Raw genomic sequence first — 26873 nt, forward strand, 5'->3', positions numbered from 1 at the left:
ATCTCAATCGTCTTTATCGCGGTGGTGGCCTGCACTGCCTTCGCAAGCAACGCAGCCAGCCCAGAAGCTGTCTTCCATATCGCCAGCGTTCATATCCGAACACCAGCCACACTGTTGAATTTCGGTCTCGTCGAATGTCTTGAAGCAAGACGCGCAGAGCACGGTTCCTGCAAACGGCACCACCGTCTGATAGCCATCACAGTCTGCGCAATGTGCGGGATAGCCGCTCTCCCAGTTGTCCTTGTCACTGGCCTGCCGATCCCAGATATGCGATGCAAGCTCGGTGGGCTCGATGGCGTGATCGCAGTGCGGGCAAGAGGCGAAACCGCAGTCGTCGATGGAGACGGCCCTGCCGCACGCCGGACACGTCGTCTCCAACGAGGTCGTTTGGTAGTTGCAAACCGAGCAACTATGCTCGTTCAGCCCCGGCACGATCTCGTCAACGTGGTCAGCGTCGAATCCACAGGAAGGACACGCCTGAATCCGTTGCCCTTGCTGTGCCTTCTGCTGTAGAGCGTCCCGCTGGCCGTCATAGATGGCTTGTAAGTACTCGCGGTACTTGCGCATCTGTTGATCGAGTTCCTTGAGCGCCGCCAAATGGGGCTTGAATACGGCCGCCCAACTTTGCGTCAGCAGCACAAATAGTGAACGCCATGCACTGCACAACTCGGCAGCGACAGCTTGACGTGCCTGTGCTGCCTTTGCTCCGTCCAACTCGTGATGGAAGTGGACAATCTTGTTTCGATGCTTCGCCAGTTGCTTGAACCGCCGCGTGTCGTCAGCCGAGACCGGACTCCGTGCAACCTTTGCCAGCCTGTCGAGGCACTCGTCCAGCGTCACGGACTTGAAATCGCCGCGTTCGAAGCTGTCCCAGTTCGGGTCTTTGGAAACGACGAGAGACCAGTGTTCCGCCATCAGCCGAGCCTTGAGGAACAGCTCAACGGCAGCGAAAAAGTGAATCACCGAGAACTTCGGCTCAGCATCGAACTCGGCCAGCGACTTCCGAAAGAAGTCAAAGCCGTTGTTGACAATGCTCTCCAGGGAGGGGTGCTTTGCCATCAGACAGCCTCCGCCCTTGCCAACAACTGGTCGAGGTCGAGGTTGATGCTGGTGACCGCCCAATCTGGTTCTTGCGTGAACGGCTTGGTCACGTAGAACGGCCCCTCGTGCTGGTCGCCGTCTACCAAGACGATGGCCAGGATGAATTTGTCCTGCTGGTTCAGCCCGTAGAGGATTTCGTTTCGGGTCACGGTCACTGTGCTGTTGCCCTTGGCGCGGCCTTTGACCTCGATGTGACGCGAGGGCGGGAGCTTGCCGTCCAGCGCCTTCGGCATACTGGTCACGTCCCAGCCGCACTTCTGCGCTGAAACGTCGATTACGTCGTGGCCGAGGGCGCGCTCGGCGTCCATCACGGCCTTCATCGCCACCCATTCCACACGCGCACGGGCGTCTGCGTCCGCTGTCCAGCCGGGCGCACCCTTGCGCTGTGTCAGCAGGCCAGCCGGAATCACCAATGCGCCGCCAACCACCACCGGGGTGGCCGAGATAACGTGGCGCATCGCCAGCAATTCCTTCTCACGTGATTCGCGGCGAGCGGTCAGGTCGTCAATCGTGCGGCGGACGTTCTCCAGCGTGAGGCGAACGTCCTTGCCTGCTGAGATGTCGTCCTTCAGTTTGATGTAGCGATCCGACCAGTAGTTGATCTCTTTGACCAAGCGTTCGTGGACGGCGGTCAAGGTCTTGTCTACGCTGTGCTCGCGTCGGGTACGCACTTCGTCGAAGTGCTCGGGCACGAGGTGGGTGGAGGCATGCGCCAGTGCTTGCTGCTCCAGGTTTTGCGTGATCCAGGGTGCTGCAAGCACGTCCTCAATCAAGGCCATGTCAGCCTTGCTGATCGATTCCAGATCAAGGTGAGGAGCCCAACCTGCGTTGAGGGCACCACCCTGCGGATCGATCTCGACGAATTGCATCCGGCGAGAAACGACGTTGGCGGAATCAGCGCCTTCTTTCACGCAGTGGTCGATGATGAACATCACTTTGGGCGTGAGACCCATATCGCTGGAATCGACCAGCACCGCGCCCTGTTTGAGTTTGTTGCGATGCTGTTCCATGACGAGGTCGGTGACCGACTGCATCAGCGGATGGCCGGGGTGCATCAGGCTGGCCATAGGCGCGCCGACGCGGTCTGCAAGGCGCACGTACTGTTTCTCGAAGCACACGCGCTCGTATTTGCGCAGCACTGGGTCGAGATTGCGACGATCCCTGCCCGTGATCTGACGGTCACGCTCGCGGACGTTGGCCGGGACGTGGGTGATCTCGTAGCGTCCCTGTTCGCGGGGACGCAGTTCGCCGCCGAGTTGTTGGAAGGCCTGATTAAAGAAAGAGCGGATGAAGTACGGCTGGAGTTTGCGGGCCTCGGCTTTCTCCATCTCCTCCTTGACGGCGAACAGGCGGCGTTCGTCCATCACCTCTTCGCACAAGGCGTTGCGCTTGATGATGGTTTCCAGATGCTGGGTGTCGAGCGCGCCTTCTACCTTGCGGTGCAGCCGGGCGCGAACCTCGGGGTCTGCGCCGTAGCGGATGGCTTCGATCAGCAGGTCTTTGAGGCTCCTGTCCTCGAACACCTCGCCGAGGATGTCGAACACGCGGCCGCCCAGGGCTTTGCGCTCGACCTCGAGTTTTTCGAACAGGCGCTGGAAGACATCACCCTCGCGAGTTTCGGCGGCAACCATGTTCCACAGGTGGCAGACCTCGGTCTGACCAATACGGTGAATGCGGCCGAATCGCTGTTCCAGGCGGTTGGGGTTCCAGGGCAGGTCATAGTTGACCATCAGGTTGGCGTTTTGAAGGTTGACACCTTCGCCCGCTGCATCGGTGGCCAGCAGCACCCGCGCAGCCGGATCGTTGCGGAACAGCTCCTGCACCTTGCGGCGCTCTTCGCGCTTGACGCCGCCGTGGATCATCACCACGGATTCCTCGTTCCCAATCAGGCCGCGAATCTTGACTGCGAGGTAGTTCAGCGTGTCGCGGTGCTCGGTGAAGATGATGAGCTTGCGCTGGCGGCCATCGGCATCGTGCATCTCGGGCGTGTTCTGCAGTAGTTTGGACAGCTCGTCCCACTTGCGGTCTTGCCCGGAGTGAACGACCTGCCGCGCCTGTTCCTCCAGCGCTTCGAGGATGATGATCTCGGCCTCGAGCTCCTGGATGGTCTGTGCTGCCGTTGCTTGATCGACGACTGCTTCCTCAAAGTTTTCGTAGTCGTCGGGCGAGAGTGCGTCTGCGGATTCCCAAATGTCCTCGGGGACATTGTTAAAGCCATTCGGGCCGAGGGTCTCGGCTAGCGACTGACCGCGCTGGCGCAGTTTTTCTTCCTCAACGCGGCGCTTGAGTTTGTTGCGACGGCGCTTGAGTGACTGATAGATGGCTTCCGGACTGGAGGCCAGTCGGCGTTGCAGGGCAGTGAGCGCAAAGCCGACCGTCCCCTTGCGTGCGCCATCCTCCAGTTGATCCGCCCGGTTCATTTCCTCCTTCACGTATTCGGTTACGGCGGCGTACAGGGCGGCCTCGAGATCGGAGAGTTTGTAGTTGGCGGTGCGGGCGCGGCGCTCGGGGAACAGCGGTGTGCCGTCGAACTTGAGCAGGTCTTCCTTGACCATCCGGCGCATCAGATCGGTGACATCGACCTTGTGCGCGCCGTCGCGGAACTTGCCGTAGAAGCGGTCGGAGTCCAGCAAGGACATGAAAAGCTGGAAGTCCTCTTCCTTGCCGTTGTGCGGCGTGGCGGTCATCAGCAGAAAGTGGCGGGTGATCGAGCCCAGCAGTTCGCCGAGTTGGAAGCGCTTGGTCTTGTTGACCTTGTTGCCGAAGTAGCTGGCCGAGAGTTTGTGCGCTTCGTCGACGACGATCAGATCCCAGCGCGAGAGGCGTAGTTTTTCCTGCAGGTCTTCGTTGCGGGACAGCTGGTCAACCCGGGCGACCATCAGGTCGATGTCATCGAAGGGGTTGCCGCTGCGGGACTGCTCGACCTGCTCGCGGGAGAACAGCGTGAAGGACAGGCCGAACTTCTCGAACATTTCGTCCTGCCACTGCTCGACCAGACTGCCGGGGGCCACGATCAGCACGCGCCTGGCGTCGGCCCGCATCAACAGCTCACGGATGAACAGGCCAGCCATGATGGTCTTGCCCGCGCCCGGGTCGTCGGCGAGCACATAGCGCAGCGGTTGGCGCGGCAGCATCGACTCGTACACCGCCGTGATCTGGTGCGGCAGCGGTTCGACGTTGGACGTGTGAACGGCCATCATCGGATCGAACAGGTGCGCCAGATTGATCCGCCACGCTTCGGTGGCGAGCTTGAAATCTTCGCCCGGCGCATCGAAGGCCCAAGGGCGACCCGCCTCGGCCAATGAGAGGTGGGCTTCGTCGGTGCGGAATAGCATCCGCTCGCACAGTTGCCCGTCCGACCTCTTGTAGTACACGGTAACGGCGTTGTCCCCGACAGGCTCTGTGGTGACGATCCGCACCACCTGCCCGGGCTCAATGCCGGAGATGGCTGCGCTCTTCTTGATATCTTCTAGCTTGAGCATGTGTTACCTCACGCATTCAGGCTTAGTGAACCGGCGTCCTGAGCGTGAACGCAAAGATTGCGGAATTGTTGCCAGGAGCCATTTTAACGCAACGTTTCACTACGTTAGCTATCGACGGAGCCCCAGCTGCAGCCTCTATTCCCAGCTTGTCGATCCGACACTGAATCCTGCCCCGAAAGCTAAACCACGCCAGAGGCAGGAGCAATAGAATAGCAGGGTCAAACATCCGGCCCAGAGTCGATGGGGGGCGCGGCTACTGGTCCGCAAGCTGCAACGTTCGCCAGCGCCGCTACGTCCAGGCCAGCATCATTGCTAGCGGCTCCAGCTACATAGGAGTCCGTGGCGGCGCCCCGTGCACTTGAGTGCAGAAAGTGTTTGACAAACGCTACCCGTGCGACATGGCCCGCTAGCCAAACAAATGCGAGGCGGTCCGGAGATTGATGTCGAGCGCGCGACTGATGTCACCGGGCCGTCCGGCCCAAGTTCCTGCTCAGCGGTCAGCCGGACAACGCAACCCCTATCCTGCGATCTGTTGGGGTCAATGTTGGGGTCAAATAGCGCGGAAAGAAAAAGGGTCAGCGGTTACTAACCGACTGACCCTTACTACGTCTGGTCGGGGCGAGAGGATTTGAACCTCCGACCACCTGCACCCCATGCAGGTACGCTACCAGGCTGCGCTACGCCCCGTGAGTGACGCCGTAAAGGCATCGCTCGAAAGCAAAAGAGTATAGCAGAGCTTTTGTCGAAAAGGGAATGGGTTAGACCCGCCGATGACTAACTTTTTTTGTTGTCGTCTGCGCCTGGGTTGATGGTATTCCCGGATGACGGCACCGGGCCGCCTCCTCATAATGGAATCCTGCCCAATCGAGGCGCCGGAGGCATGAATGCCGCAAATCCTGGGGTTCGAGGCTGCCCGCGACATGTTGATCGCGCAGCGGGATCAGTATGAAGTGGCATATCGCGATTTTCGCTGGCCGGTGCTGAGCGAGTTCAATTGGGCGCTGGATTTCTTCGACGAGGAGGCGATTGACAATTCAGCCCTCGCACTCTGGGTTGTCGAAGAAGATGGCCGCGAGACACGCCTGACCTTCGCGGAAATGTCCGACCGTTCCAACCGTGTCGCCAATTTCCTGCGTGCGCATGGCGTCGTGCGCGGCGATCGGGTGCTGCTCATGCTGCCCAATCAGGTCGAGCTATGGGACCTGATGCTCGCCTGCATCAAGCTCGGCGCGGTCATGATTCCGGCGACGACGCTCCTGGCCCCCGCCGATCTCGCCGATCGGCTCGGGCGCGGCCGCGTGGGACACGTCGTCACGACGGCCGTCGATGCAGTCAAATTCGACGCGATCCCCGGGCAATATTCGCGCATCGTCGCTGGCGGTACCCGCAAAGGCTGGTCTCCACTCGCCGCCGCCTACGACCTAGCCGGAAGCGACCTCTTCGTGCCCGACGGACGCACGCTCGCGACCGATCCGCTACTGCTGTATTTCACGTCGGGCACGACGTCGCGGCCGAAGCTCGTGTTGCACACGCATCAGAGTTACCCCGTCGGGCATCTGGCCACCATGTACTGGCTCGGCCTGCAACCCGGCGACGTTCACTGGAACATCAGTTCTCCGGGATGGGCCAAGCACGCGTGGAGCTGCTTCTTCGCACCGTGGAATGCCGGCGCCGCCGTCTTCGTCCACAACGTTGCCCGCTTCGATGCCCGGACGGCCCTTGAGACGGCAGCGCGATGCGGTGTCACGGCACTGTGTGCGCCGCCGACCGTCTGGCGGATGATGATTCAGGAAGACCTTGCCCGGTACCCGGTGCAATTCCGCGAACTGATCGGCGCCGGCGAGCCGCTCAATCCGGAAGTGATCGACAAGGTGCGCCGCGCATGGGGCATCACGATTCGGGACGGCTACGGCCAAACCGAAACGTGCTGCCAGATCGGGAATCCGCCCGGGCAGACGGTCAAGCCGGGGGCAATGGGGCGGCCGATGCCAGGCTATCGCGTGGCGCTGCTCGACCAGGACGGCAATGAAACCGACGAAGGGGAGGTCGCACTGGTCCTCGCGTCGCGCCCCACCGGCCTCATGCAGCGCTATGAGGACGACCCGGAAACGACGGCCGACGTGATGCGTGGAGGCTATTACCGTACCGGCGATGTCGCCATGCGTGATGAGCGCGGCTACTACACCTACGTCGGCCGCACCGACGACGTGTTCAAGGCGTCCGACTACCGTATCAGCCCGTTCGAATTGGAAAGCGAGTTGATCAAGCATCCGGCCGTTGCCGAGGCAGGCGTTGTCCCGAGTCCCGATCCCATCCGGCTTGCGGTGCCCAAGGCGTTCATCACGTTGCGCAGCGGATTTGCCGCTGACAGCGGCCTGGCGCTCGACATCCTGCGCTTCTGCAAAGATAATCTGGCGCCCTACAAGCGGGTGCGGCGCATCGAATTCTGCGAGTTGCCGAAAACGATTTCCGGCAAGATTCGCCGCGTCGAATTGCGGCGTACTGAAGAAGCGCGCAGCCTCGAATCGCGACGGCCGAACGAGTATTGGGACGCTGATTTTCCGGAGATGTCTTAGCGTGAATGGGCGTCAGGCACAGGGGCGGTACGTGCGCTTTTCGTGGGTGGCGCGGCGAACGCGCAGCGGATTTTCTGCCGCCCGATAAAACGAACGCCTGCGAAAAACGCAGGCGAGTCCGCACTTAGCGAAGAATCCCGGTGACGTGGGCCATAACACCGGGCGATGTATTCAATTTAGGCCCGGCGTGCGTGCCGCACAACTCGTTGCAACCATTACGGGATTCTCCGATTCGGGGTGACCCGGCCTGAATCGTCCCTGCTGAGGGGCCGGTGGGGGGCGTCGGCACGTGATTCGGCGTGGCGTCCGACGGGATTTTCCGTTTTCAGTTATGCTCAGGCCGAACTCGCGCCGTGCCGCGCGCCGGCGCCGCCCGATCGCCCCCCCGATCGTGGCGTCCGTGCCTTCGTCGGCGGCACCCCGTAGACCACCGTACGCCGAAGGGCGTCAGCGATCCGTTGGATCGTGCCTCTCCAGAGGGATGGAAGTTGGAAAATCAGAACCGTCATAATCAAGAACCGAATCAGGACGTGTACCGCCGTCGCCTCGCGCTCATCGGCGAGCCCGAGCATCGAGCGCTATTGGGTGACGGCCTGTCCGGCGTCGAACGCGAAACGCTGCGCGTGGACGATGCGGGCGTGCTCGCGCTGACGCCGCATCCGCGCCCGCTTGGCGCTGCGCTCACGAACGAGGAAATCACTACCGATTATTCGGAAGCGCTGCTCGAATTCATCACGCCGCCGCAGCACGATGCGGCACAAGTGATCGCCCGGCTCGATGAGATCCATCGCTTTGCCTATCAGGTGCTCGACGGCGAGATGCTGTGGAACGACTCCATGCCGCCGGCGTTGCCCGGCGAAGACATCATTCCGATCGCATGGTACGGCACGTCGCATATCGGCAAGCTCAAGCATGTGTATCGCCGCGGCCTGGCCCTGCGCTACGGCAAGGCCATGCAGTGCATTGCCGGCATCCACTACAATTTCTCGCTCGCGGAGCCGCTGTGGGGTGTCCTGCGTCATGCCGAAGCATCGGGCGAAGACGCACGCGACTACCAATCCGCCCGCTATGTCGCATTGATCCGCAACTTCCGCCGCTATAGCTGGCTGCTGATGTATCTGTTCGGCGCCTCGCCCGCGCTGCATGCAGCGTTCGTGCGGGGCCGCAAGCACGGGCTGGAGCGTTTTGACGAACACACGCTCTATTTGCCGTACGCCACGAGCCTGCGCATGAGCGATCTTGGCTATCAGAACAGCGCGCAGTCGGAAGTCTCGCCTTGCTACGACTGCCTGCCCAGCTATATCGAGGCGCTGACGCAAGCTGTCAGCCAGCCGCATCCGCCGTACGAGGCGATCGGCACGAAGCGCGACGGTGAATGGCTGCAGTTGTCGACGAACCTGCTGCAGATCGAAAACGAATTCTACGCAACGATCCGCCCGAAGCGCGTGACATACAGCGGCGAGCGTCCGGTGCAGGCGCTCGCGCGGCGCGGCGTGCAGTATGTGGAAGTCCGCTGCATCGACATCGATCCGTTCGCTCCGGTCGGCATTGATGTGAACACGGCACGCTTCATCGATGCATTCCTGCTGTTCTGTGCGCTGGAGGACAGCCCGTCGTGTTCGGCGGCGGAGAATGCCGAGAATCGCGACAACTTTGCGCACGTCGTCAAGGAAGGCCGCCGTCCGGGCTTGATGCTGCACCGTGGCGGCGAGCCGATCACGCTCTCCGATTGGGCGAACGATCTCCTCGAACGCATCGATCTCGCGGCGGCGCAATTCGACGCGCAACGCGGCGCCACGCACTACGCCGATACGATGGCGATCCAGCGCGCGCGCGTTGCCGATGCGTCGCTTACCCCCTCGGCGCGGGTCGTGGCGGCGCTCGAACCGTTGCGCAACACGCCCGCAGGCGCGTTCCAGACGTTCGGGCTGGCGCAAAGCCATTTGCATGCCGACGCGTTCCGGGCCCGCCCGCTAGACCCGGCGCAGACCGAGCGTTTCGAAGCGCTGGCGCGCAAGTCGCTTGAGGCGCAAGCCGAATTGGAACGCACCCAAGTTGGCGATTTCGACGCTTTCGTCGCTGCTTATCACGCGGGAACGCTTGGGACGGTGACGGTGTAACGCCGGGCAGGCGCCGCCGTCTTCAGCCGAGCACGCCGAACTGCCAGGCAAAGAAGACGGCGAGGCCGGCGCCGATCGTCAGCAACTGGTGCCGTGTCAGCGCGCAGATGCCGATGGCGGCGATCCCGGCCACGAGCTGGGGGTTGCGCCACGTCAATTCGAGGCCGCTGCCGTGCGGCGCGAGCATCATCGGCACGATGATGGCCGTGAGCACCGTCACCGGTACGAACGCCAATGCCTCGCGCAACCATTCCGGAAACGTAACGCGATCGCCGAGAATGAAAATACCTGCCTTGATGGCGACGGTGACAACCGCCATGCCGACGATCATGAGCGTGTAGTTCATCGCGCGTCTCCCGCATTGTCCGCGGCCGTGCCATTGACCGGGGCGTCATGTCTGCCAGGCAGGTGCCGCACAGCCATGCCTGCCGCAATCCCCGCCAGCACCGCCGTGAGTAATCCGAGTTTGTACGGAAGCCCCCGGAGGCCGTATGCGCACGCACCGGCGACGACCGACGCCACGAGCCACGGCATGCGCCGCAACTGCGGCACGATGATCGCAATGAAAGTGGCGACCATCGCGAAGTCGAGGCCGAGGGTCTGCAGGCGTGGAAACGCTGCGCCGAAAATCAGGCCCAGCAAAGTCCAGAACTGCCAGTTCGAATACATCGAGATGCACGAGCCGAGAAAATACCAGTGGCCGAACGGATCGCCGGGATGCTTGTGGTAGTGGCTGCTCATGACCGCGAACGACTCGTCCGTCAGCAGGAAGCCGAGCAGCCAGCGCCAGCGCGCCGGCAGGTGGCGGACATGGGGTAGCAGATTGGCCGCGTAAAGCATATGGCGCAAGTTGACGATGAACGTCGTCGCCCAGATGATGAGCATGCCGGTGCCGCTCGCCACGAGCCCTGCAGCAATGAACTGGCTCGAACCGGCAAAGACGAGCAGCGACATCAGTTGGCCGTGCCAGGGCGCCATCGGCGTGGTGGCGATCAGCGTGCCGAAAATCAGTCCGAACGGGGCGGCGCCGACGAGCATGGGGATCGTATCGCGGGCGCCAGCCCTGAAGCTTGCCGCGCGGGACGGGTTTGACATGGGGATTCTCCTTTCCCACACAAGGATAGTGCGGGAACGCCGGCATGGCTTGTATGTTCTTGCGCTTGCCAGCGTTCGGAGGCGCTTTTGCTGAGCGGGGCGGCGCGTTTGAGCGCGCCCCGTCATCAGGCTCAGGGGTGCTTGAACATATCGAGGATGCGCGCCTTCTCCCGGATATCGACCCCGCCTGGCGAGGGCGGTTGCGCGGCCGCCGGCGCCGGGGCGGAGGGCGAGGCGCTGCTGCCGAAGAACGGCAAGGAGAAGCCGGGGCTGTCGTCGACGCCGATGCTGGCGACGAAGCCGCTGCCCGGCAGCTTGTCGGACAGATAGAGCTCGCCGTTCACGACGGACACGCCCTCCGGCATCGCCATTTGTTCCTGTGGCACACCGGCGAGCGCCGCGCCCATGTATTTCGTCCACACCGGCAGCGCGAGCTGCGCGCCGAATTCCCGGCTGCCCAAGGTCTTCGGCTGGTCGAATCCGAGCCATGCGACCGCGACAAGCGTGTGCTGGTAGCCGGCGAACCAGCCGTCGAAGGCGTCGTTCGTCGTCCCGGTCTTGCCTGCGAGGTCGGTGCGCCTGAGTGCATTGGTGCCCGCACCGGTGCCGTGCTGCGCGACGCTCATCAGCAAGCTGTTCATGAGGTACGCATTGGGCGCCGAGATCGCGCGCGCGGCATTGACGCCGGCGATCACCGGCGTGGCCTTCGACAGGACGTTGCCGCGAGCATCCTGAATCTGGCCGATCAGGTAGGGCGCCACGCGATAGCCGCCATTGGCGAATACGGCATATGCGCCGGCCAGTTGCAGCGGCGTGGTCTGTCCTGCGCCGAGCGCCATCGGCAGATACGGGGGCACCTTGTCGGGGTCGAAGCCGAAGCGGGCCGCATATTCCTGCGTATATTCGGTGCCGGCAAATTGCAGCAGACGGATCGCGACCAGGTTCTTGGAGCGTTCGAGCCCGGCGCGCACGGTCATCGGGCCGCTGAAGGCGTCGTCATCCTTCGGATCCCACGGCTGGCCCCCGGTCTGCGACGGACTCAGGTTGAGCGGCGCGTCGTTGACGATGGTGGCCGGACTCACGCCTTTTTCCAGTGCGGCGGAATAGACGATCGGCTTGAATGCCGAGCCGGGCTGCCGCCACGCCTGCGTGACGCGATTGAACTTGCTCTGATTGAAGTCGAAGCCGCCGATCATGGCGCGAATGGCGCCATCGTCGGGCGAAAGCGAGACCAGCGCGCCCTGGACTTCGGGCAACTGCGAGACACGCCACTTGCCCTTCGCATCCTTCATGATGCGGATGATCGCGCCAGGCTGGATGCGCAAGTTCTGCGGTGCCTTCGACGATAACGCCGGCGCTGCGAAGCCGATCCCTTCGCCGCTGATCGTGATCGTGTCGCCATTGAGCGGCACGGCCGTGATCTGCGAGGCGCTCACCGCCACGACGACCGCGGCGGCCAGGTCGCCGTTGTCCGGGTGATCGAGCAGGGCGTCTTCAATGGCTTGCTGACGGTCCGGCATGGCAGCGGGCAGTTCCACGGTGCCTTCCGGGCCGCGATACGCGTGACGCCGTTCGTAATCGAGCACGCCCGCGCGGACCGCTTCGTACGCGGCCTGCTGCTTCTTCGAGTCGAGCGTGGTGATGACCGTAAAGCCGCGCGTATAGGTGTCGTCCTTGTACTGGTCGTAGACGGCTTGGCGCACCATTTCCGCGACGTATTCGGCGTGCACGTTGTATTCGTTGCCCGCCGTGCGTGTGCGCATCGGTTCGCGCAAGGCGTCGTCGTACTGGTTCTTGCTGATATAGCCGAGGTCGAGCATCCGCTTGAGGATATATTCCTGGCGGATCTTGGCGCGCTTCGGATTGGTGATCGGGTTGTACGCGGAAGGCGCTTTCGGCAGGCCTGCCAGCATGGCGGCCTCGGCAAGCGTAACGTCCTTGAGGTCCTTGCCAAAGTAAATGCGGGCGGCACTCGCGAAACCGTACGCACGTTGTCCCAGGAAAATCTGGTTCATGTACAGCTCGAGGATCTGGTCCTTGGAAAGGGCCGATTCGATCTTGTATGCCAGCAGCATTTCATAGAGCTTGCGCGAGTAGGTCTTCTGCCGCGACAGGAAGAAATTGCGCGCTACCTGCATCGTGATGGTGCTCGCCCCCTGGCCCTTGCCGCCATGCAACACGTCCGACACGCCTGCCCGCAGGATGCCGATAAAATCCACGCCGCCGTGTTCGTAAAACCGGTAGTCCTCGATGGCCAGCACGGCCTTCTTCATGACGTCCGGAATCTGGTCGATACGGACCAGGCTGCGGCGTTCCTCGCCGAACTCGCCGATCAGCACGTGGTCAGCCGTGTAGACGCGCAACGGCACCTTCGGACGATAGTCGGTGATGACGTCGAGCGGCGGCAGGTTCGGCCGCATGACGATCATCGCGTAGGCAAGCAGCAACGCGCCGATGACGGCCATGCCGCCGATGAGCGTGATCAGCAGGGCAAGCACGGCGAAGCCGCGATCGCGGCGCGCACCGTGCGCCGTCAGCCCGGAAAGCCTGGCGGGCCGGGAGACGGGAAACGAACGGGACGGCAATGCGGAGGACGGGGACGACGGAGAACGGTGCTTCAAGGACATACCCAACGGAAAAGACGAAAACGGGACGGACATGCCGGCCTGCGCCGGCACACGGACACCCCGCACCACACAACAGGTGCATTGAGCGTTGCAGTATGCCATGCCGGCGCAAACCGTCCCAAAAAACGGGGGGCGGCTTGTGTGGCGAACACGGCTGCGGAGGAAATCAACGCCGCGCTTCGGTGGCCATGCGCAGGGCGAGCGCGCCGAGCATGCCGCCCATGAGCCAGCGTTGTACGAGTAGCCAGGCGGGCCGGCGGGCCAGGAACACGGCGATGGCGCCGGCGGACAGCGCGACCAGCGAATTCACGGTCAGGCTGGCCAGGATCTGCGTGGCGCCCAACGCCAGCGACTGCGCCAGCACGTTCCCTTTCTCGGGATGCACGAATTGCGGCAGCAGGGCCAGGTACAGCATGGCGATCTTGGGGTTGAGCACGCTGGTCAGAAAGCCCATGGCGAACAGCCGGCGATTGCTGTCGCGCGGCAGGGCGCGTACCTCGAACGGCGAGCGGCCGCCGGGTTTGAGCGCTTGCCAGGCAAGATACAGCAGGTAGAGCGCGCCGCCGATGCGCAACGCGTCGTACGCATACGGCACGGCGAACAGCAGCGCGGTAATGCCGAAGGCCGCGCTCAGCATATAGACCACGAAGCCCAGGGCCACGCCGCCGAGCGATACGAGTCCCGCGGCCGGGCCTTGGCACAGCGAGCGCGAGACCAGGTACATCATGTTCGGCCCGGGCGTGAGCGCCATGCCGAGGGCGACAAGGCCGAAGGCGAGCCAGGTGGAAGTTTCGGGCATGTTCGGTTGGGTGGGGCACAAGCCAGGCTGCAAGATACCACGACCGGCGTTCGTTCATCTTGTTTCGTAGGCAAGCGCTGTCATGCAACAGGCGCGTGCCCGCGGCTCTCGCGTCGTCGCGCTTTATCCTCTTTATGGTATCGATAGCACAGAAAAAATTAATGAAAATTAAGTATTTACGATTAATGTAATTACAGATTACAGATCATAGAATCGCTTTGCCATGCCCCGGACCGGCGCGGGCGACAGTTCCGGTGAGGCAACGCGCGCGCATTACGGGCCGCCGGCAGGCCGCGGCGCGTGCCTCGGCTTGCATGCGACAGCATGGCTCAATGTCCTGGAGAGATACGAGATGAAGACTCGCTTGAAGGTTTGTGCTGCCTTGGTGATGGCGTCGTGGCTCGGCGCGCACGCGGCGTATGCGCAGGTGACATCCCCTGCATCACAGGGCCGGGCGCGCCATGGCGCCATGGTCGCGGCCGCCGACCTGCCGTCGGTGGTGCCGGAGGCCGCCGGAGTCGATTCCGTGCCCCTGGTGAGGATGTCTGAATGGTTGCGCGGCGACCGCCTCGACGTGCGCAGCCTTGTGGTCATCAAGGACGGGAAGGTGGTGTTCGAGCGATATTCGGGCGGGCTCGAGCGCGACAACAACTATGAACTGTATTCGGTCACCAAGACCATCACGTCGCTCCTGGCCGGCATCCTCGTCGGGCTGGGGCGGCTTGCGGCGACGGACAAGGTCGTGCCGCTCGTCGCGAAGGGGCGTCCCGACCTGGCTGTCGATCTCGCGGACAAGCAGGACATCGAACTGCGCCATCTGCTGTCGATGTCGAGCGGCTTGCGGTACCAGACGCGCGAGGGCACCGATCCGCTGTACTACGAGGCCCCGGATCGCCTGCGTGTCGCGGTGACGAGCCGGGCGGAACTGCCGCCCGGGCAGAAGTTCGACTACATCGACGTCAATCCGGTGCTGGTCGGCACAGCGGTGAGCGTGGCCGCCAGGGAGCGCGAAGACCGGTTCGCGGAGGAACACCTGTTCAAGCCGCTCGGCATGCGTCACTACCGTTGGGACGGGGCCGACAAGACCGGCGCCGTATCGGGCGGGTGGGGGCTGCGGCTGCGCCCGATCGACATGGCCAAGATCGGCATGCTGCTGCTGCAGGATGGCAGGTGGCACGGCCGCCAGGTCGTGCCGCAGGCGTGGATTCGCCAGATGACGACGCCGTCGCCGGCGGCGGCTGACTACGGCTATTACTGCTGGATCCAGCATGTGGTGGAACATGGCCAGCCAGAATTCGGCGCGATGGGTTTCAAGGGGCAGTTCATCACTGTGCTGCCGGCGCAGCGATCGGTCGTCGTGATGACGAGCCTGCTGCCGACGGACGGCGGCTTGCGCGACGCGACTTATCTGCAGATGTATCGCCGGATGGTCAACGAGTTCATCCTGCCGGCGCTGCAGCCTGCGAAAAAGCCGGCGCAGAGCGCCGCACGCACGCAAGCGCTGCGCCATGAGCTTGCCCTCGCCAATAAGACAAAGGGCGTGCCCGGCACCGCCGCGGCATTCAACGACGCCCCGGAGCGCTGAGCGCACGGCACGCATATCACCCCACTCCAGGAGGAGAGCAAACGATGGCAACGATGTTGAAACACGCGCCGGCGCGTCCGGCGCAGCGCGACGGACAACTGTGGCTGCGGGCGACGCTCGCATTGCCGCCCGGACTTCGGTCGGCTGCGCGCGCCGCTGCCGTGGCGGTCATCGCCGGTGCGGCCTTTGCCGCGCCGGCTGTGCTGGCTGCGCCGCCCGAGCCGACCGCAGATGGCGGGCTGCGCGCTGCTGCGCCGGAGCAGGCAGGTATTGATTCGCGCGAACTGGTGCGCCTGTCGGAATGGATTCGCAACGAGAAGCTCGATGTGCACAGCTTGCTGGTCGTGAAGGACGGCAAGCTGGTTTTCGAGCGCTACAGCGGTGGCGTGACACGCGACCACAACTATGAACTGTATTCGGTCACGAAGGGCGTGACGGCGCTTACGGCGGGCATGCTTATCGGCCAGGGCGCGGCGAGCCTGGACGAACCGGTTGCCGCCGTCCTGTCCCAATGGCGGCCCGACCTCGCGGCCGATTTCGCGGACAAGCGCAGTGTCGAATTGCGCCATGTGCTGTCGATGTCGAGCGGCTTGCATTACGACTTCAAGCCCAAGGACGACCCGATTTACTACACGGCGCCCGACCGCCTGAAGCTCGCCGCCGCGACCCAACCGAAGGAGGCGCCCGGCGCACGCTTCGAATACACGGACATTAATCCGATCCTTGCCTCGGCGGCATTGAGTGCTGCTGCGGGCATGCCGATCGAGCGCTATGCTGCGCAGCGCCTGTTCGCGCCGATGGGCATGCGCAACGCCGTCTGGGACCGCGCCGACGCCCGCGGCCTGGTCTCGGCCGGCTGGGGCTTGCGGCTGCGGCCCGTGGACATGGCGAAAATCGGCATGCTGGTGCTCGACGGCGGCAAGTGGCAGGGCAAGCAACTGGTGCCGAAAACGTGGATCGCGCAGATGGTGTCGCCGACCAGTGCGCCGGATTTCGGCTACTACTGGTGGGTCAACAATATCGTTCGCGGCGAGCCGGAATACGACACGATGGGGTTCAAGGGGCAGTTCATCGTCGTGCTGCCGCAGCGCCACACGGTCGTGGTGATGACGAGCCTGATGTCGGTCGACGGCGGCCTGCGTGACGCGGCCAACGTGCAGACGTTCCGCAAGATGGTCAACGACTACATCCTGCCGGCGCTCGACAACAAGCGGCACGCCAAGCCGTCCGCGGCAAGCCGGACCGCGTTGCGCCAGGAGCTCGAACTGGCTGCCCAAAGCCGGGGCGTGCCGGGCACCAGCGCTGATCCGACGGACACGCCGCGACTGCCCTAGCAACAGGCCCCGGCCAGCCGCCGCCGCTGATGCCGCGCCGCCGGCCGGGCCGTCTTCAGGCGGTGTCCGTGCCCGCTGACGGTGTGCCGTGCTCGCGCTCTAGCCGGCGCAGGAACACCGTCATCTCCTTCTCCGCCTGTCGGTCGCCGTGGGCCTGCGCGGCGGCAATCCCTTGCTGCCAGGCCTCGCGTGCCCCGGCAATGTCGCCGGCGCCTGCCCGCGCACGGCCGAGCAGCTTCCAGGCCGCCGTATAAGCCGGATCGAACGCCACGCAGCGCGCCAGATGCTCGGCCGCGCGCGCAAATTCCTCACGATCGAGATAGCCCTTGCCAAGGCCGAAGCGCAGCAGTGCGTTGTCCTTGCCCGCCGCCAACAGTTTTTCGAGTCCTTCGATCATGATTCGGATAAAAGTGGTTGATTTATAAAAATGACGTAATATGATCTCGCTTTGCCGCCCGGCACCGGCGCGTTGTCGCGGGAGATCATCAGGCGATCGTTAACCCGGAAGATGCTCAAGTTTGGGGCCGGCAGGGCCGATGTGACAAGTACGGAGCACGGCGCGCAGACGCCGGCCCGAAAGAACGCCGAGCGCGTTCCGGGAAGTTCCAACATGACAGGACGGAGACGAAGTGACACTGCGCAATCTGACCATCAAGGCCCGTCTTGGCCTGACCATGGCGCTGCTGGCGGGACTGCTGATTTTACTGGGGGCGTTGGGCATTGCCGGGATGACGAGGACCGGCAACGCGTTGCGCGAGACTTACGCGAACCACCTGGCGGCGACCGTGGCGCTTGGCAAGGACAACGCTACGCTGGCTCGTACCCGCGCGATTCTGGACCGCGTGGTCCTGCACCCCGAATCTCCCGACGTGCCCAAAGTGGTGTCGCGCGCGCGCGGCATGTTGAAGGAAGCCGACGCCGCGTGGCAGGCCTACCTGGCGTTGCCGAAGGGGGGCGAGGAAAAACGGCTCGCCGATGACGTGGCCGGCAAGCGCGAGGCATTCTTCAAGTTCGGCATGGCGCCGATGATCGCCGCCATTGAAACCGGCGACAGCACGACCATGGACCGCATCACCATGACGGAGCTGCCGAAGTATTACGCCGCGCTGAGCGCCGCGAGCGATGCCTTGTCCAACGAACAGATGGCGCTGGGCAAGGCGAGCTACGAGTCGTCGATGGCGCAGTTGACGACGTTCCGCTGGCTCGGCGTCGGCGCGACCGTCGTTGGCGTGCTGTTGGCCCTGGCCTGCTACGTGACACTGCGCGCAGCGATCACTCGCCCGCTGGGCCAGGCGCTCGAGCACTTCGAGGCCATTGCGGCGGGCCGGCTCGACAATCCCGTCGAGGCCCGCGGGCGTGACGAGATGAGCGCGCTCATGCGCGGGCTGGCGGACATGCAGGGGCGGCTGGCCGACACGATCCGGGGCGTACGCCGCGGTTGCGACACGATGGCCGTGGCGACGGCCGAGATCGCGGCAGGTAACACGGACCTGTCGGCGCGCACCGAGCAACAGGCGGCGTCGCTCGAAGAAACCGCGTCGTCGATGGAGGAGTTGACCGCGACCGTGCGCCAGAACGCCGACAACGCGCGCCAGGCGAGCCAGCTGGCCGTCAACGCGTCGGATATCGCGGCACGCGGCGGCAAGGTCGTCGGGCAGGTGGTCGATACCATGCACGGCATTTCGGCGAGCTCGGGACAGGTCGTCGACATCATCTCGGTGATTGACGGCATCGCCTTCCAGACCAATATCCTTGCCCTCAACGCCGCCGTGGAAGCGGCGCGCGCGGGGGAGCAGGGGCGCGGTTTCGCTGTCGTGGCCGGTGAGGTGCGTACGCTCGCGCAACGCAGCGCGGCAGCGGCCAAGGAAATCAAGACGCTGATCGAAGCGTCGGCGCAGAAAGTCTCGGACGGCTCCTCGCTGGTCGCCGAAGCGGGCCGTACCATGGAAGAGATCGTGCAGGCCGTGCAACGGGTGACGGACATCATGGGCGAAATCTCGGCCGCGTCGAGCGAGCAGAGTGGCGGCATCGAGCAGGTGAACCTCGCCGTCACGCAGATGGATCAGGTCACGCAACAGAATGCGGCCCTGGTGGAAGAGGCGGCTGCCGCGGCGGCGTCATTGCAGGACCAGACCGATGCCTTGCGGGCGGAGATGGCGCACTTCCAGCTCGGCGACGAACGCCTCCCGGCCAGCACACCGCGCCGGCCGGCGCTGCACGCGGTCAGCGCCCGCGCGCCGATGTCGGCCGCCGCCTGACGGGGCGCCCGGTAACCGCACGGCCGACATGGCAGGGCGGCGGTGAACCGGGTACTATCTCGCTTATTTGTCAGTCAAGGGAATGAAGGCATGAAGCGAGCGGCTCTGTTGTCGGCGGCGTTAATTCTGGCGGGCCTGGCGGGTTGTGGCCAGGTTCAGCCGTTCACCAAGCCTGATCCGGCGTCGGGACGGATTCTTGATCAGGGGACCGAAGCGGACCGCTTCATGGTGCTTAATTGCGTGTATCACGGCTGGAGCGAGCTGTCACCGGACGTCGACACGACCGGCGTAGAGAAATTCGGGGTCGAACGTGTGCGCGTCCATCGCGGCAACGATGCCGCGGGCAAGCCCATTTACGATCCGGTTGTAGATATTTCCCAAGCCGGGTTCGGCGCCCGTATCGTCTACACCGAGGCCACGCCCGGCAAGCTCTCGCCGGACTATCTGAATACCGTCAAGCGTTGCATGGTGCCGTACTCGGGCCACGTCGACTGATCTTGTGAACGCATCAGCAGAAACGCCACGGCGATGACCGTGGCGTTTTTGTTTCGTCACGCCGATCGGGGTGACCGGCGCGCAGCAGCGTGCCGCTTCTTACCCGTGGAAATCCTCGCGGGCTTCCACGACGGCCTTGACCACGCCCTGACGGACGAGGAAATCGCCGAATTTTTCGCCGGCGTTGCGTTCCTTTGCATAACGCTGGAACAGCGGCGTGAGTTCGGAGACGATCTGGTCGTCGTTGACGGACTCCTTGTACAGCTTGTTCAAGCGCTCGCCATGGAAGCCGGCGCCGAGATACAGGTTGTACTTGCCCGCCGACTTGCCGACGAGCCCGATTTCGGCCAGATACGGACGCGCGCAGCCGTTCGGGCAGCCCGTCGTGCGGATCGTGATCGGTTCTCCGGCGAGGCCGGCGTCGTCCAGCACCTTTTCCAGCCGCGTGACCAGATCGGGCAGGGCGCGTTCGCTTTCGGCCAGCGCCAGACCGCATGTCGGGAAGCCGACACATGCCATCGAGTTGATGCGCAGCGCGCTTTGCTGTTTGCCGTCGAGCAGGCCGTACTGCTTTACGAACGCGTCGATGGCCGGCTTGTTCGCTTCGCTCACGCGGCCGATGATCAGGTTCTGGTTCGCCGTGATACGGAAGTCGCCGTCATGCACCTTCGCGATTTCCCGCAGGGCGGTCATCAACGGATACTCGTCCCAATCCTTGATGCGGCCGTTCTGGATGAACAGCGTCAGGTGCCACAGGTCGTCCGCACCCTTGAGCCAGCCGTACTGGTCGCCGTTGGTCGTGAAGACGAACGGGCGCACCGGTTCGAGATTCCAGCCCAGGTAGCGATTCAGTTCTTCCTTGAACCACTCCACGCCGCGATCGTCGATCGTGTACTTGAGGCGGGCGTGCTTGCGATTGGTCCGGTCACCGAAGTCGCGCTGCACCAGCAGCACCTTCTCGGCCACTTCGACCACGCGGTCCGCCGGCGTGTAGCCGATGACCGACGCCGTGCGCGGGTACGTCGCCGCATCGCCATGCGTCATGCCCATGCCGCCGCCGACCGTGACGTTGAAGCCTTGCAGCTTGCCCGCGTCGTCGACGATGGCGATGAAACCGAGGTCGTTCGCGTAAATGTCGACGTCGTTGTTCGGCGGAATCGCGATCGCGATCTTGAACTTGCGCGGCAGGTAATGCTTGCCGTAGATCGGCTCGTGATCTTCCTTGCCCGCGCCCAGGCGCTTGTCGCCCAGCCAGATCTCGCGATAGGCGGTCGTCTGCGGCAGCAGATGCTGGTCGATCTTCAGGCACCAGTCGAGGGCTTCGGCATGTGCCGGCGACAGATGCGGGTTGTTCGAGACCAATGTGTTGCGGTTGACGTCGCCACAGGCCGCGATCGACGTCATGGCAACTTCATCGATGCCGCGCACGAGCGGACGCAACTGATGCTTGAGCACATTGTGGTACTGCACGGTCTGGCGCGTGGTCAGGCGGATGGTGTTGCCGCCATACTTCTGGGCCAGATCGTCGAGCTTGAGCCATTGCGCCGGCGAGCACACCCCGCCCGGCATGCGCAGGCGGATCATGAACTGGTAAGCGGGCTCGAGCTTCTGCTTCTGACGTTCGGCGCGCAGGTCGCGATCGTCCTGCATGTAGGAGCCATGGAACTTCAGCAGCTGCGCATCCTTCTCGAAGATGGCGCCGGTCAACGGATCGGCGAGCCCTTCGGCGATGGTGCCGCGCAGGTAGTTGCTGACGTCCTTGATCTTCTCGACTTCGGAGCGTGCCGCGTTCTGCGCGGCATTCGGTGCGGTGGTTTGCGTCATGTGGGCTGCTTGTCTTTTAATAAACGTCGCGCTGATAGCGTTTTTCGCGCTGCAAGGTTTTCACGTACTCGGCGGCGGCGTCCGCGGCCAGGCCGCCATGCTCCGCCACGATGTCAATGAGGGCGGTGTTCACGTCGCGGGCCATCTGGTCGGCATCGCCGCACACATACAGGTGCGCGCCTTCCTGCAGCCAGCCGTACAGTTCCTTGCCCTTCTCGCGCATGCGTTGCTGCACGTAGACTTTCTCTTCCGTGTCGCGGGAGAATGCGAGGTCGATATTATGCAGGGCGCCGTCCTTGACGTAACGTTGCCATTCCCGTTGATACAGGAAGTCGGTGCGGAAATTACGGTCGCCGAAGAACAGCCAGTTCTTGCCCGGCGCGTCCGTTGCCTGGCGCTCTTCGATGAAGGCGCGGAACGGGGCGATACCGGTGCCCGGGCCGACCATGATGACCGGCGCGTTGGTGTCCGACGGCAACTTGAAATTGCGGTTCGATTCGATGTAGACCGGCAGCGTTTCGCCTTCGCGAGCCAGGTCGGCCAGGAACGTGGAGGCGACGCCGGCGCGCCGGCGGCCGTGGCTTTCATAACGCACGGCGCCCACGGTAATGTGCACGGCGTCCGGATTGGCGTTCAGGCTCGACGCAATCGAGTACAGGCGCGGTTGCAGCGTGCGCAGCGTACCGACGAACTCGGCCGCCTTGACCTTGCGCGCCGGGAACTGCCGCACCACGTCGAGGACGTCGCGGCCATACAGATACTCGCGCAGGGCCGCTTCGTTGCCCGTGGCCAGCAGCGACTTCAATTCAGCGGCGTCCGTCAGCGCGGCGTATTTTTCAAGGAACGCACGCGAGAGTGTCGTGATGTCGTAGGCGCGCAGGAACGCGTCGCGCAGCGTCAACGTGCTGTCTTGCGTCGTCGTCGTGGCGGCCGGATCGAGCTCGAGCGTCCCGATCAGTTCGTCGACGAGCTTTTCGTCGTTCTTGACGACCACGCCAAGCGCGTCGCCCGGTTCGTACGTCAGGCCCGAACCTTCGAGCGAGAATTCGATGTGATGCACTTCCTTCGACGAGCCGCGACCGGACAGCTTGACGTTCTCGATCACCGTCGCTTCAAACGGGTTCTTGCGGCTGTAAGCGGTAACAGCGGGCGCACCGGCGGTGGCCAGGGCGAGGCTGTAGGCGGAATCGGCGCCGGCCGGGGTCGCGCTGGCCGGGGCCGCCACGCGCTTGAGGGCGCCCACGGCTTCGTCGATCCAGCGTTCAGCGGGGCCGTCGTAGTCCACGTCGCTGTCGACGCGGGCCACGAGACGTTCGGCGCCGAGCGCGGCCAGGCGGGCATCGAAATCCTTGCCTGCCTGGCAGAATTTCTCGTAGCTGGAGTCGCCCAGGCCGATCACGGCGAAACGGGTGCCCTCGAGCTTCGGCGCTTTCGGGCCATGCAGGAATTCGTGGAAATCACGGGCGTCGTCGGGCGGGTCGCCTTCGCCTTGCGTGCTGACGGCGAGCAACAACAGCTTGTCATTCTTCAGGCGGGCCGGCTTGTAGTCGCCCATGGCGAACAGATCGACCTTGAAGCCGGCGGCAACGGCGCGCGCCTTGGCGTGCTCGGCGACTTCCTGAGCATGTCCGGTTTGCGAACCATATAGAATAGTCAGTTGCGGCGCGGCGGCTGCGCTCGCCGTGGCGGCCGGCGCAGCGCCGGCGGCCTGCTTGACCGAATGGCTGACGCCGGCGAGGAATCCCTTCACCCAGGCCATCTGCTCGGTCGTGAGTCCGTCGACCAGTTGGCTGAGCAACTGGGCCTGCTGCGGTGTAAGGGGTGTCGTCTCTTGCATGTCTTATGGGCTCCAGGGGCCGGACCAAGGCGGGCACCGGGGTTTTTCGCAAACCGCAAGGCCACCCCCAACGGACCGGCAAGGGGATAGTCGACACGATATCGGGCGCGGATTAGAAATTAAAATAATAAAATTTAATATTTTTATATCTAAATCCCATATAAGACTCGAACCCCATATGGATACTGGGTTGCCACCCGATCGGGCGCATCCCGCCCCGTGAAGAATGTCTGTGCAAAAAGCCCGATAACGACGGCTTTCCGGGTGGGTAGCCAGCCGGAAAACGTGCTATGCTCCGCTCCGTGATTGATCAGGTCCTTCCAAGCACCACTTGATTCTCCGCAATCCGCTATCCGGTCAGGCCGTGTCGCGGAAGGTTTCGGTAACCCGCTATTTCTCGAGACACTCGACGAAAAGGTGAGCGCAAAATGAGTTTGATGGAACAGTTCCAAGCGAACTCGTACTTGTTCGGGGGCAATGCCCCGTATGTTGAAGAACTGTACGAATCGTATCTAGATAATCCGGCTTCCGTGCCGGACAACTGGCGCCAGTATTTCGACGCGCTGCAAAACGTCCCCGCTGTAGATGGCTCGAACGCCAACGACGTGGCTCACGCTCCGATCGTGGAATCGTTTGCGCAACGCGCAAAGGCCAATGCCTTCATCCCCCGCGCCGGCGCAACCGACATGGCTGTCGCCCGCAAGCAGGTGCACGTGCAGTCGCTGGTGGCCGCCTACCGTTTCCTTGGCGCCCGCTGGGCCAATCTGGACCCGCTCAAACGTCAGGAGCGCCCCGCCATTCCTGAACTGGAACCGGCGTTCTACGACTTGACCGAATCCGACATGGACAGCGTGTACAGCGCTGAGAACACCTATTTCGGTTTCGATCAGGCCAGCCTGCGCGACATCCTCAAGGCCCTTCGCGATACGTACTGCGGCTCCATCGGCGCCGAGTACATGTACATCAGCGACCCGGTGCAAAAGCGCTGGTGGCAAGAAAAGCTTGAGAAGAGCCGCGCAACGCCGGCATTCTCGGCTGAGAAGAAAAAGCACATTCTCGAACGCCTGACGGCTGCCGAAGGCCTGGAGCGTTTTCTTCACACCAAGTTCGTCGGCCAGAAGCGTTTCTCGCTCGAAGGCGGCGAATCCTTCATCGTGGCGATGGACGAGCTCGTCCACCACGCCGGCGACAAGGGCGTGCAGGAAATCGTGATCGGCATGGCCCACCGTGGCCGCCTGAATGTGCTGGTCAACACGCTCGGCAAGATGCCGGGCGACCTGTTCGCCGAATTCGAAGGCAAGCACGTCGACGATCTGCCGGCCGGTGACGTCAAGTATCACAAGGGTTTCTCGAGCGATGTCTCGACGTCGGGCGGCCCGGTCCACCTGTCGCTGGCGTTCAACCCGTCGCATCTGGAAATCGTGAACCCGGTCGTGGAAGGTTCCGCCAAGGCCCGTATGGACCGCCGCGGCGAGCCGAATGCGGCGCAAGTGCTGCCGGTGCAGGTCCACGGCGATGCCGCCTTCGCAGGCCAGGGCGTCGTCATGGAAACGCTGAACCTGGCGCAAACGCGCGGTTACGGCACCCACGGTACTGTCCACATCGTCATCAACAACCAGATCGGCTTCACCACGTCCGATCCGCGCGACTCGCGTTCGACGATCTATTGCTCCGACGTCGTCAAGATGATTGAAGCGCCGGTGCTGCACGTCAACGGTGACGATCCCGAAGCGGTCGTGCTGGCGATGCAACTGGCCCTCGAGTTCCGCCAGGAATTCAAGAAGGACGCCGTCGTCGACATCGTCTGCTTCCGCAAGTTGGGCCACAACGAGCAGGACACCCCGGCGGTCACGCAGCCGCTGATGTACAAGAAGATCGCCCAGCATCCGGGCACGCGCGCACTGTATGTCGAGAAGCTCGCGACGCAAGGCGTAATCACGGCGGAAGAGGGCGACGCCTACGTCAAGGCCTATCGCAAGGCCATGGACGATGGTCACCATACGGTCGATCCGGTACTCTCGAACTACAAGAGCAAGTATGCGGTCGACTGGGTTCCGTTCCTGAACCGCAAGTGGACCGACGCTGCCGACACGGCCGTGCCGCTGGCCGAGCTCAAGCGTCTGGCCGAGCGCATCACGACCATCCCGGACAACTTCAAGGTGCATCCGCTGGTTGAGAAGGTCATCAACGATCGCCGCAACATGGGCCGTGGCGAGCAGCCGCTGGACTGGGGCATGGGCGAGCATCTGGCATTCGCTTCGCTGGTGTCGTCCGGCTACGCGGTGCGCCTGACCGGCCAGGATTCGGGCCGTGGCACGTTTACGCACCGCCACTCGGTGCTGCACGATCAGAATCGTGAGCGCTGGAACGACGGCACGTATGTCCCGCTGCAGAACGTCGCCGACGGTCAGGCCACGTTCACGGTGATCGACTCGGTGCTGTCCGAAGAGGCCGTGCTGGGCTTCGAATACGGTTACTCGACGGCGGAGCCGAACACGATGGTGTTGTGGGAAGGCCAGTTTGGCGACTTCGCCAACGGCGCCCAGGTCGTGATCGACCAGTTCATCTCCAGCGGCGAAGTGAAGTGGGGCCGCGTGTCGGGCCTCACGATGCTGCTGCCGCACGGCTATGAAGGTCAGGGTCCGGAACACTCGTCTGCACGCATCGAACGTTATCTGCAGCTTTGCGCGGAAACGAACATGCAAGTGGTCCAGCCGACCACGCCGGCACAGATCTTCCACCTGCTGCGTCGTCAGATGATCCGTCAGCTGCGCAAGCCGCTGATCGTGTTCACGCCGAAGTCGCTGCTGCGTCACAAGGAAGCCGTGAGCGACCTGTCGGAACTGGCCAACGGCGGCTTCCAGCCGCTGATTGGCGAAGTCGACAGCGCGATCGAAGCAAAGAAGGTCAAGCGCGTGGTCGCGTGCTCGGGCCGTCTGTACTACGATCTGATTGCCCATCGCCGCGAAACCAAGGCGAAGGACATCGCGATCATTCGCGTCGAACAGCTCTATCCGTTCCCGCACAAGGCGTTCGAGAACGAGCTGAAGAAATACGAAAACCTCACCGAAGTGGTGTGGGCCCAGGACGAGCCGCAAAACCAGGGTCCGTGGTTCTACATCGAACACCACCTGGCAGACGGGATGACCGCCGGCCAGAAGCTCGCCTACGCCGGACGTCCGGCTTCGGCCTCGCCTGCGGTGGGCTACTACGCCAAGCATTACGAACAGCTCAAGCAGCTGCTCGAAACCGCTTTCGGCCGCCTCAAGGGCGCCACCGTGGTGCAGTAACCGGAAGGGTCTAGTCAGCGGTCGTCCTCCCCCAAGGGCGGCCGCTGCCGTATTTCCGAATTAAACGTTTATCGAATCCAGGATCCAGAAATGGCCATCGTAGAAGTCAAAGTCCCCCAGTTTTCCGAGTCGGTTTCCGAAGGTACGCTCCTCGACTGGAAGAAGAAAGTCGGCGAAATCATCGCTCAGGACGAAACCATCATTGAAGTCGAGACCGACAAGGTCGTGCTCGAAGTGCCGGCGCCGGCCGCCGGCGTCGTCATCGAGGTGAGCGCCGGTCAGGGCGACACCGTGACGTCGGACCAGATCATTGCCAAGATCGATACGGAAGCCAAGGCGGGCGCCGTGGCGCCGGTCGCGGCCAAGCCGGCCGACGCCGCACCGGCCGCTGCCGTCGTCAATTCCGCAGCCGCAGCGCCTGCCGCTGGCGGCGCGAGCGGTGGCGTGGCC

Annotated in this window: 17 protein-coding genes, 1 tRNA gene and 1 pseudogene; 9 read left to right on the plus strand and 10 right to left on the minus strand. The window is 63.5% G+C overall.

The window, feature by feature from the left end; all coding sequences use genetic code 11:
* Window positions 1-3: 3 nt before the first annotated feature.
* The 3 genes from PTE30175_RS17685 to PTE30175_RS17695 all read right to left on the minus strand — a co-directional run bounded on the left by PTE30175_RS17685 (window position 4) and on the right by PTE30175_RS17695 (window position 5270).
* Window positions 4-1059, minus strand: a complete 1056-nt coding sequence (locus tag PTE30175_RS17685; protein ID WP_150698383.1) for a hypothetical protein — start codon at window positions 1057-1059, stop codon at window positions 4-6.
* Window positions 1059-4583, minus strand: a complete 3525-nt coding sequence (locus PTE30175_RS17690; protein ID WP_150698384.1) for a helicase-related protein — start codon at window positions 4581-4583, stop codon at window positions 1059-1061. Before PTE30175_RS17690 ends, PTE30175_RS17685 begins: the two co-directional genes overlap by 1 nt.
* A 610-nt stretch (window positions 4584-5193) precedes the next feature.
* A tRNA-Pro gene (locus PTE30175_RS17695) sits at window positions 5194-5270 on the minus strand.
* Between the two features lie 197 nt (window positions 5271-5467).
* On the opposite strand from PTE30175_RS17695, the gene PTE30175_RS17700 reads away from it, so the two are divergent.
* Both PTE30175_RS17700 and gshA read left to right on the plus strand, forming a co-directional pair.
* A complete protein-coding gene (locus PTE30175_RS17700; protein WP_150698385.1) occupies window positions 5468-7159 on the plus strand; it encodes an AMP-binding protein in 1692 nt (563 codons plus the stop codon).
* 530 nt (window positions 7160-7689) lie between these two features.
* On the plus strand, window positions 7690-9279 hold the full coding sequence (gene gshA / locus PTE30175_RS17705) for a glutamate--cysteine ligase (protein ID WP_224788835.1): 1590 nt from the start codon (window positions 7690-7692) through the stop codon (window positions 9277-9279).
* A 22-nt stretch (window positions 9280-9301) separates the two neighbouring features.
* On the opposite strand, the gene PTE30175_RS17710 is transcribed toward gshA, so the two are convergent.
* The 4 genes from PTE30175_RS17710 to PTE30175_RS17725 form a co-directional block, all read right to left on the minus strand.
* Window positions 9302-9625 (minus strand): AzlD domain-containing protein, encoded by a 324-nt coding sequence (locus tag PTE30175_RS17710; RefSeq protein ID WP_150698387.1) that lies wholly within the window; start codon window positions 9623-9625, stop codon window positions 9302-9304.
* Complete coding sequence (locus tag PTE30175_RS17715) at window positions 9622-10374, minus strand: AzlC family ABC transporter permease (RefSeq protein WP_150698388.1); 753 nt, start codon at window positions 10372-10374, stop codon at window positions 9622-9624. Before PTE30175_RS17715 ends, PTE30175_RS17710 begins: the two co-directional genes overlap by 4 nt.
* Window positions 10375-10505: 131 nt before the next feature.
* Complete coding sequence (locus tag PTE30175_RS17720; protein WP_420819654.1) at window positions 10506-12911, minus strand: penicillin-binding protein 1A; 2406 nt, start codon at window positions 12909-12911, stop codon at window positions 10506-10508.
* Window positions 12912-13167: 256 nt separating this feature from the next.
* Entirely contained in the window at window positions 13168-13800 is a 633-nt protein-coding gene (locus PTE30175_RS17725) for a LysE family translocator (protein WP_150698389.1), read from the minus strand.
* A 352-nt stretch (window positions 13801-14152) separates the two neighbouring features.
* Here PTE30175_RS17725 and PTE30175_RS17730 point away from each other — a divergent pair, with 352 nt between their 5' ends.
* On the plus strand, window positions 14153-15385 hold the full coding sequence (locus PTE30175_RS17730) for a serine hydrolase domain-containing protein (RefSeq protein ID WP_191629114.1): 1233 nt from the start codon (window positions 14153-14155) through the stop codon (window positions 15383-15385).
* A 44-nt stretch (window positions 15386-15429) separates the two neighbouring features.
* Window positions 15430-16719: a serine hydrolase domain-containing protein gene (locus PTE30175_RS17735; RefSeq protein WP_224788836.1), complete on the plus strand. Its 1290-nt coding sequence runs from the start codon at window positions 15430-15432 to the stop codon at window positions 16717-16719.
* A gap of 55 nt (window positions 16720-16774) precedes the next feature.
* On the opposite strand, the gene PTE30175_RS17740 is transcribed toward PTE30175_RS17735, so the two are convergent.
* On the minus strand, window positions 16775-17116 hold the full coding sequence (locus PTE30175_RS17740) for a hypothetical protein (protein WP_150698390.1): 342 nt from the start codon (window positions 17114-17116) through the stop codon (window positions 16775-16777).
* Window positions 17117-17348: 232 nt separating this feature from the next.
* Here PTE30175_RS17740 and PTE30175_RS29255 point away from each other — a divergent pair.
* The 3 genes and pseudogenes from PTE30175_RS29255 to PTE30175_RS17750 all read left to right on the plus strand — a co-directional run.
* A pseudogene (locus PTE30175_RS29255) lies at window positions 17349-17888 on the plus strand (Tar ligand binding domain-containing protein); the annotation flags it as partial.
* A 6-nt stretch (window positions 17889-17894) separates the two neighbouring features.
* A complete protein-coding gene (locus PTE30175_RS29060) occupies window positions 17895-18977 on the plus strand; it encodes a methyl-accepting chemotaxis protein (RefSeq protein WP_420819655.1) in 1083 nt (360 codons plus the stop codon).
* A 90-nt stretch (window positions 18978-19067) separates the two neighbouring features.
* Window positions 19068-19472 (plus strand): hypothetical protein, encoded by a 405-nt coding sequence (locus tag PTE30175_RS17750; protein ID WP_150698391.1) that lies wholly within the window; start codon window positions 19068-19070, stop codon window positions 19470-19472.
* Between the two features lie 99 nt (window positions 19473-19571).
* On the opposite strand, the gene PTE30175_RS17755 is transcribed toward PTE30175_RS17750, so the two are convergent.
* Together PTE30175_RS17755 and PTE30175_RS17760 are read right to left on the minus strand one after the other, a co-directional pair.
* Entirely contained in the window at window positions 19572-21296 is a 1725-nt protein-coding gene (locus tag PTE30175_RS17755) for an NADPH-dependent assimilatory sulfite reductase hemoprotein subunit (RefSeq protein ID WP_150698392.1), read from the minus strand.
* A 16-nt stretch (window positions 21297-21312) separates the two neighbouring features.
* A complete protein-coding gene (locus PTE30175_RS17760) occupies window positions 21313-23133 on the minus strand; it encodes an assimilatory sulfite reductase (NADPH) flavoprotein subunit (protein ID WP_150698393.1) in 1821 nt (606 codons plus the stop codon).
* Window positions 23134-23561: 428 nt separating this feature from the next.
* Between PTE30175_RS17760 and PTE30175_RS17765 the strand changes: the two genes are divergently transcribed.
* Both PTE30175_RS17765 and PTE30175_RS17770 read left to right on the plus strand, forming a co-directional pair.
* On the plus strand, window positions 23562-26423 hold the full coding sequence (locus PTE30175_RS17765) for a 2-oxoglutarate dehydrogenase E1 component (RefSeq protein ID WP_150698394.1): 2862 nt from the start codon (window positions 23562-23564) through the stop codon (window positions 26421-26423).
* A 90-nt stretch (window positions 26424-26513) separates the two neighbouring features.
* On the plus strand, window positions 26514-26873 hold a 360-nt coding region (locus PTE30175_RS17770; RefSeq protein WP_338044461.1), incomplete at its 3' end, for a biotin/lipoyl-containing protein.

It is taken from the genome of Pandoraea terrae (assembly GCF_902459695.1).
GTDB lineage: Bacteria > Pseudomonadota > Gammaproteobacteria > Burkholderiales > Burkholderiaceae > Pandoraea > Pandoraea terrae.

Bases quoted from the DNA above. Each gene is read 5' to 3' on its own strand.
- PTE30175_RS17750 (WP_150698391.1), top strand. From the start codon at position 19,068: ATGAAGCGAGCGGCTCTGTTGTCGGCGGCGTTAATTCTGGCGGGCCTG.
- PTE30175_RS17700 (WP_150698385.1), top strand. From the start codon at position 5,468: ATGCCGCAAATCCTGGGGTTCGAGGCTGCCCGCGACATGTTGATCGCG.
- PTE30175_RS17690 (WP_150698384.1), bottom strand. From the start codon at position 4,583: ATGCTCAAGCTAGAAGATATCAAGAAGAGCGCAGCCATCTCCGGCATT.
- PTE30175_RS17765 (WP_150698394.1), top strand. From the start codon at position 23,562: ATGAGTTTGATGGAACAGTTCCAAGCGAACTCGTACTTGTTCGGGGGC.
- PTE30175_RS17735 (WP_224788836.1), top strand. From the start codon at position 15,430: ATGGCAACGATGTTGAAACACGCGCCGGCGCGTCCGGCGCAGCGCGAC.
- PTE30175_RS17740 (WP_150698390.1), bottom strand. From the start codon at position 17,116: ATGATCGAAGGACTCGAAAAACTGTTGGCGGCGGGCAAGGACAACGCA.
- PTE30175_RS17725 (WP_150698389.1), bottom strand. From the start codon at position 13,800: ATGCCCGAAACTTCCACCTGGCTCGCCTTCGGCCTTGTCGCCCTCGGC.
- PTE30175_RS17715 (WP_150698388.1), bottom strand. From the start codon at position 10,374: ATGTCAAACCCGTCCCGCGCGGCAAGCTTCAGGGCTGGCGCCCGCGAT.
- PTE30175_RS17685 (WP_150698383.1), bottom strand. From the start codon at position 1,059: ATGGCAAAGCACCCCTCCCTGGAGAGCATTGTCAACAACGGCTTTGAC.
- PTE30175_RS17710 (WP_150698387.1), bottom strand. From the start codon at position 9,625: ATGAACTACACGCTCATGATCGTCGGCATGGCGGTTGTCACCGTCGCC.
- PTE30175_RS29060 (WP_420819655.1), top strand. From the start codon at position 17,895: ATGGCGCAGTTGACGACGTTCCGCTGGCTCGGCGTCGGCGCGACCGTC.
- PTE30175_RS17760 (WP_150698393.1), bottom strand. From the start codon at position 23,133: ATGCAAGAGACGACACCCCTTACACCGCAGCAGGCCCAGTTGCTCAGC.
- PTE30175_RS17730 (WP_191629114.1), top strand. From the start codon at position 14,153: ATGAAGACTCGCTTGAAGGTTTGTGCTGCCTTGGTGATGGCGTCGTGG.
- PTE30175_RS17755 (WP_150698392.1), bottom strand. From the start codon at position 21,296: ATGACGCAAACCACCGCACCGAATGCCGCGCAGAACGCGGCACGCTCC.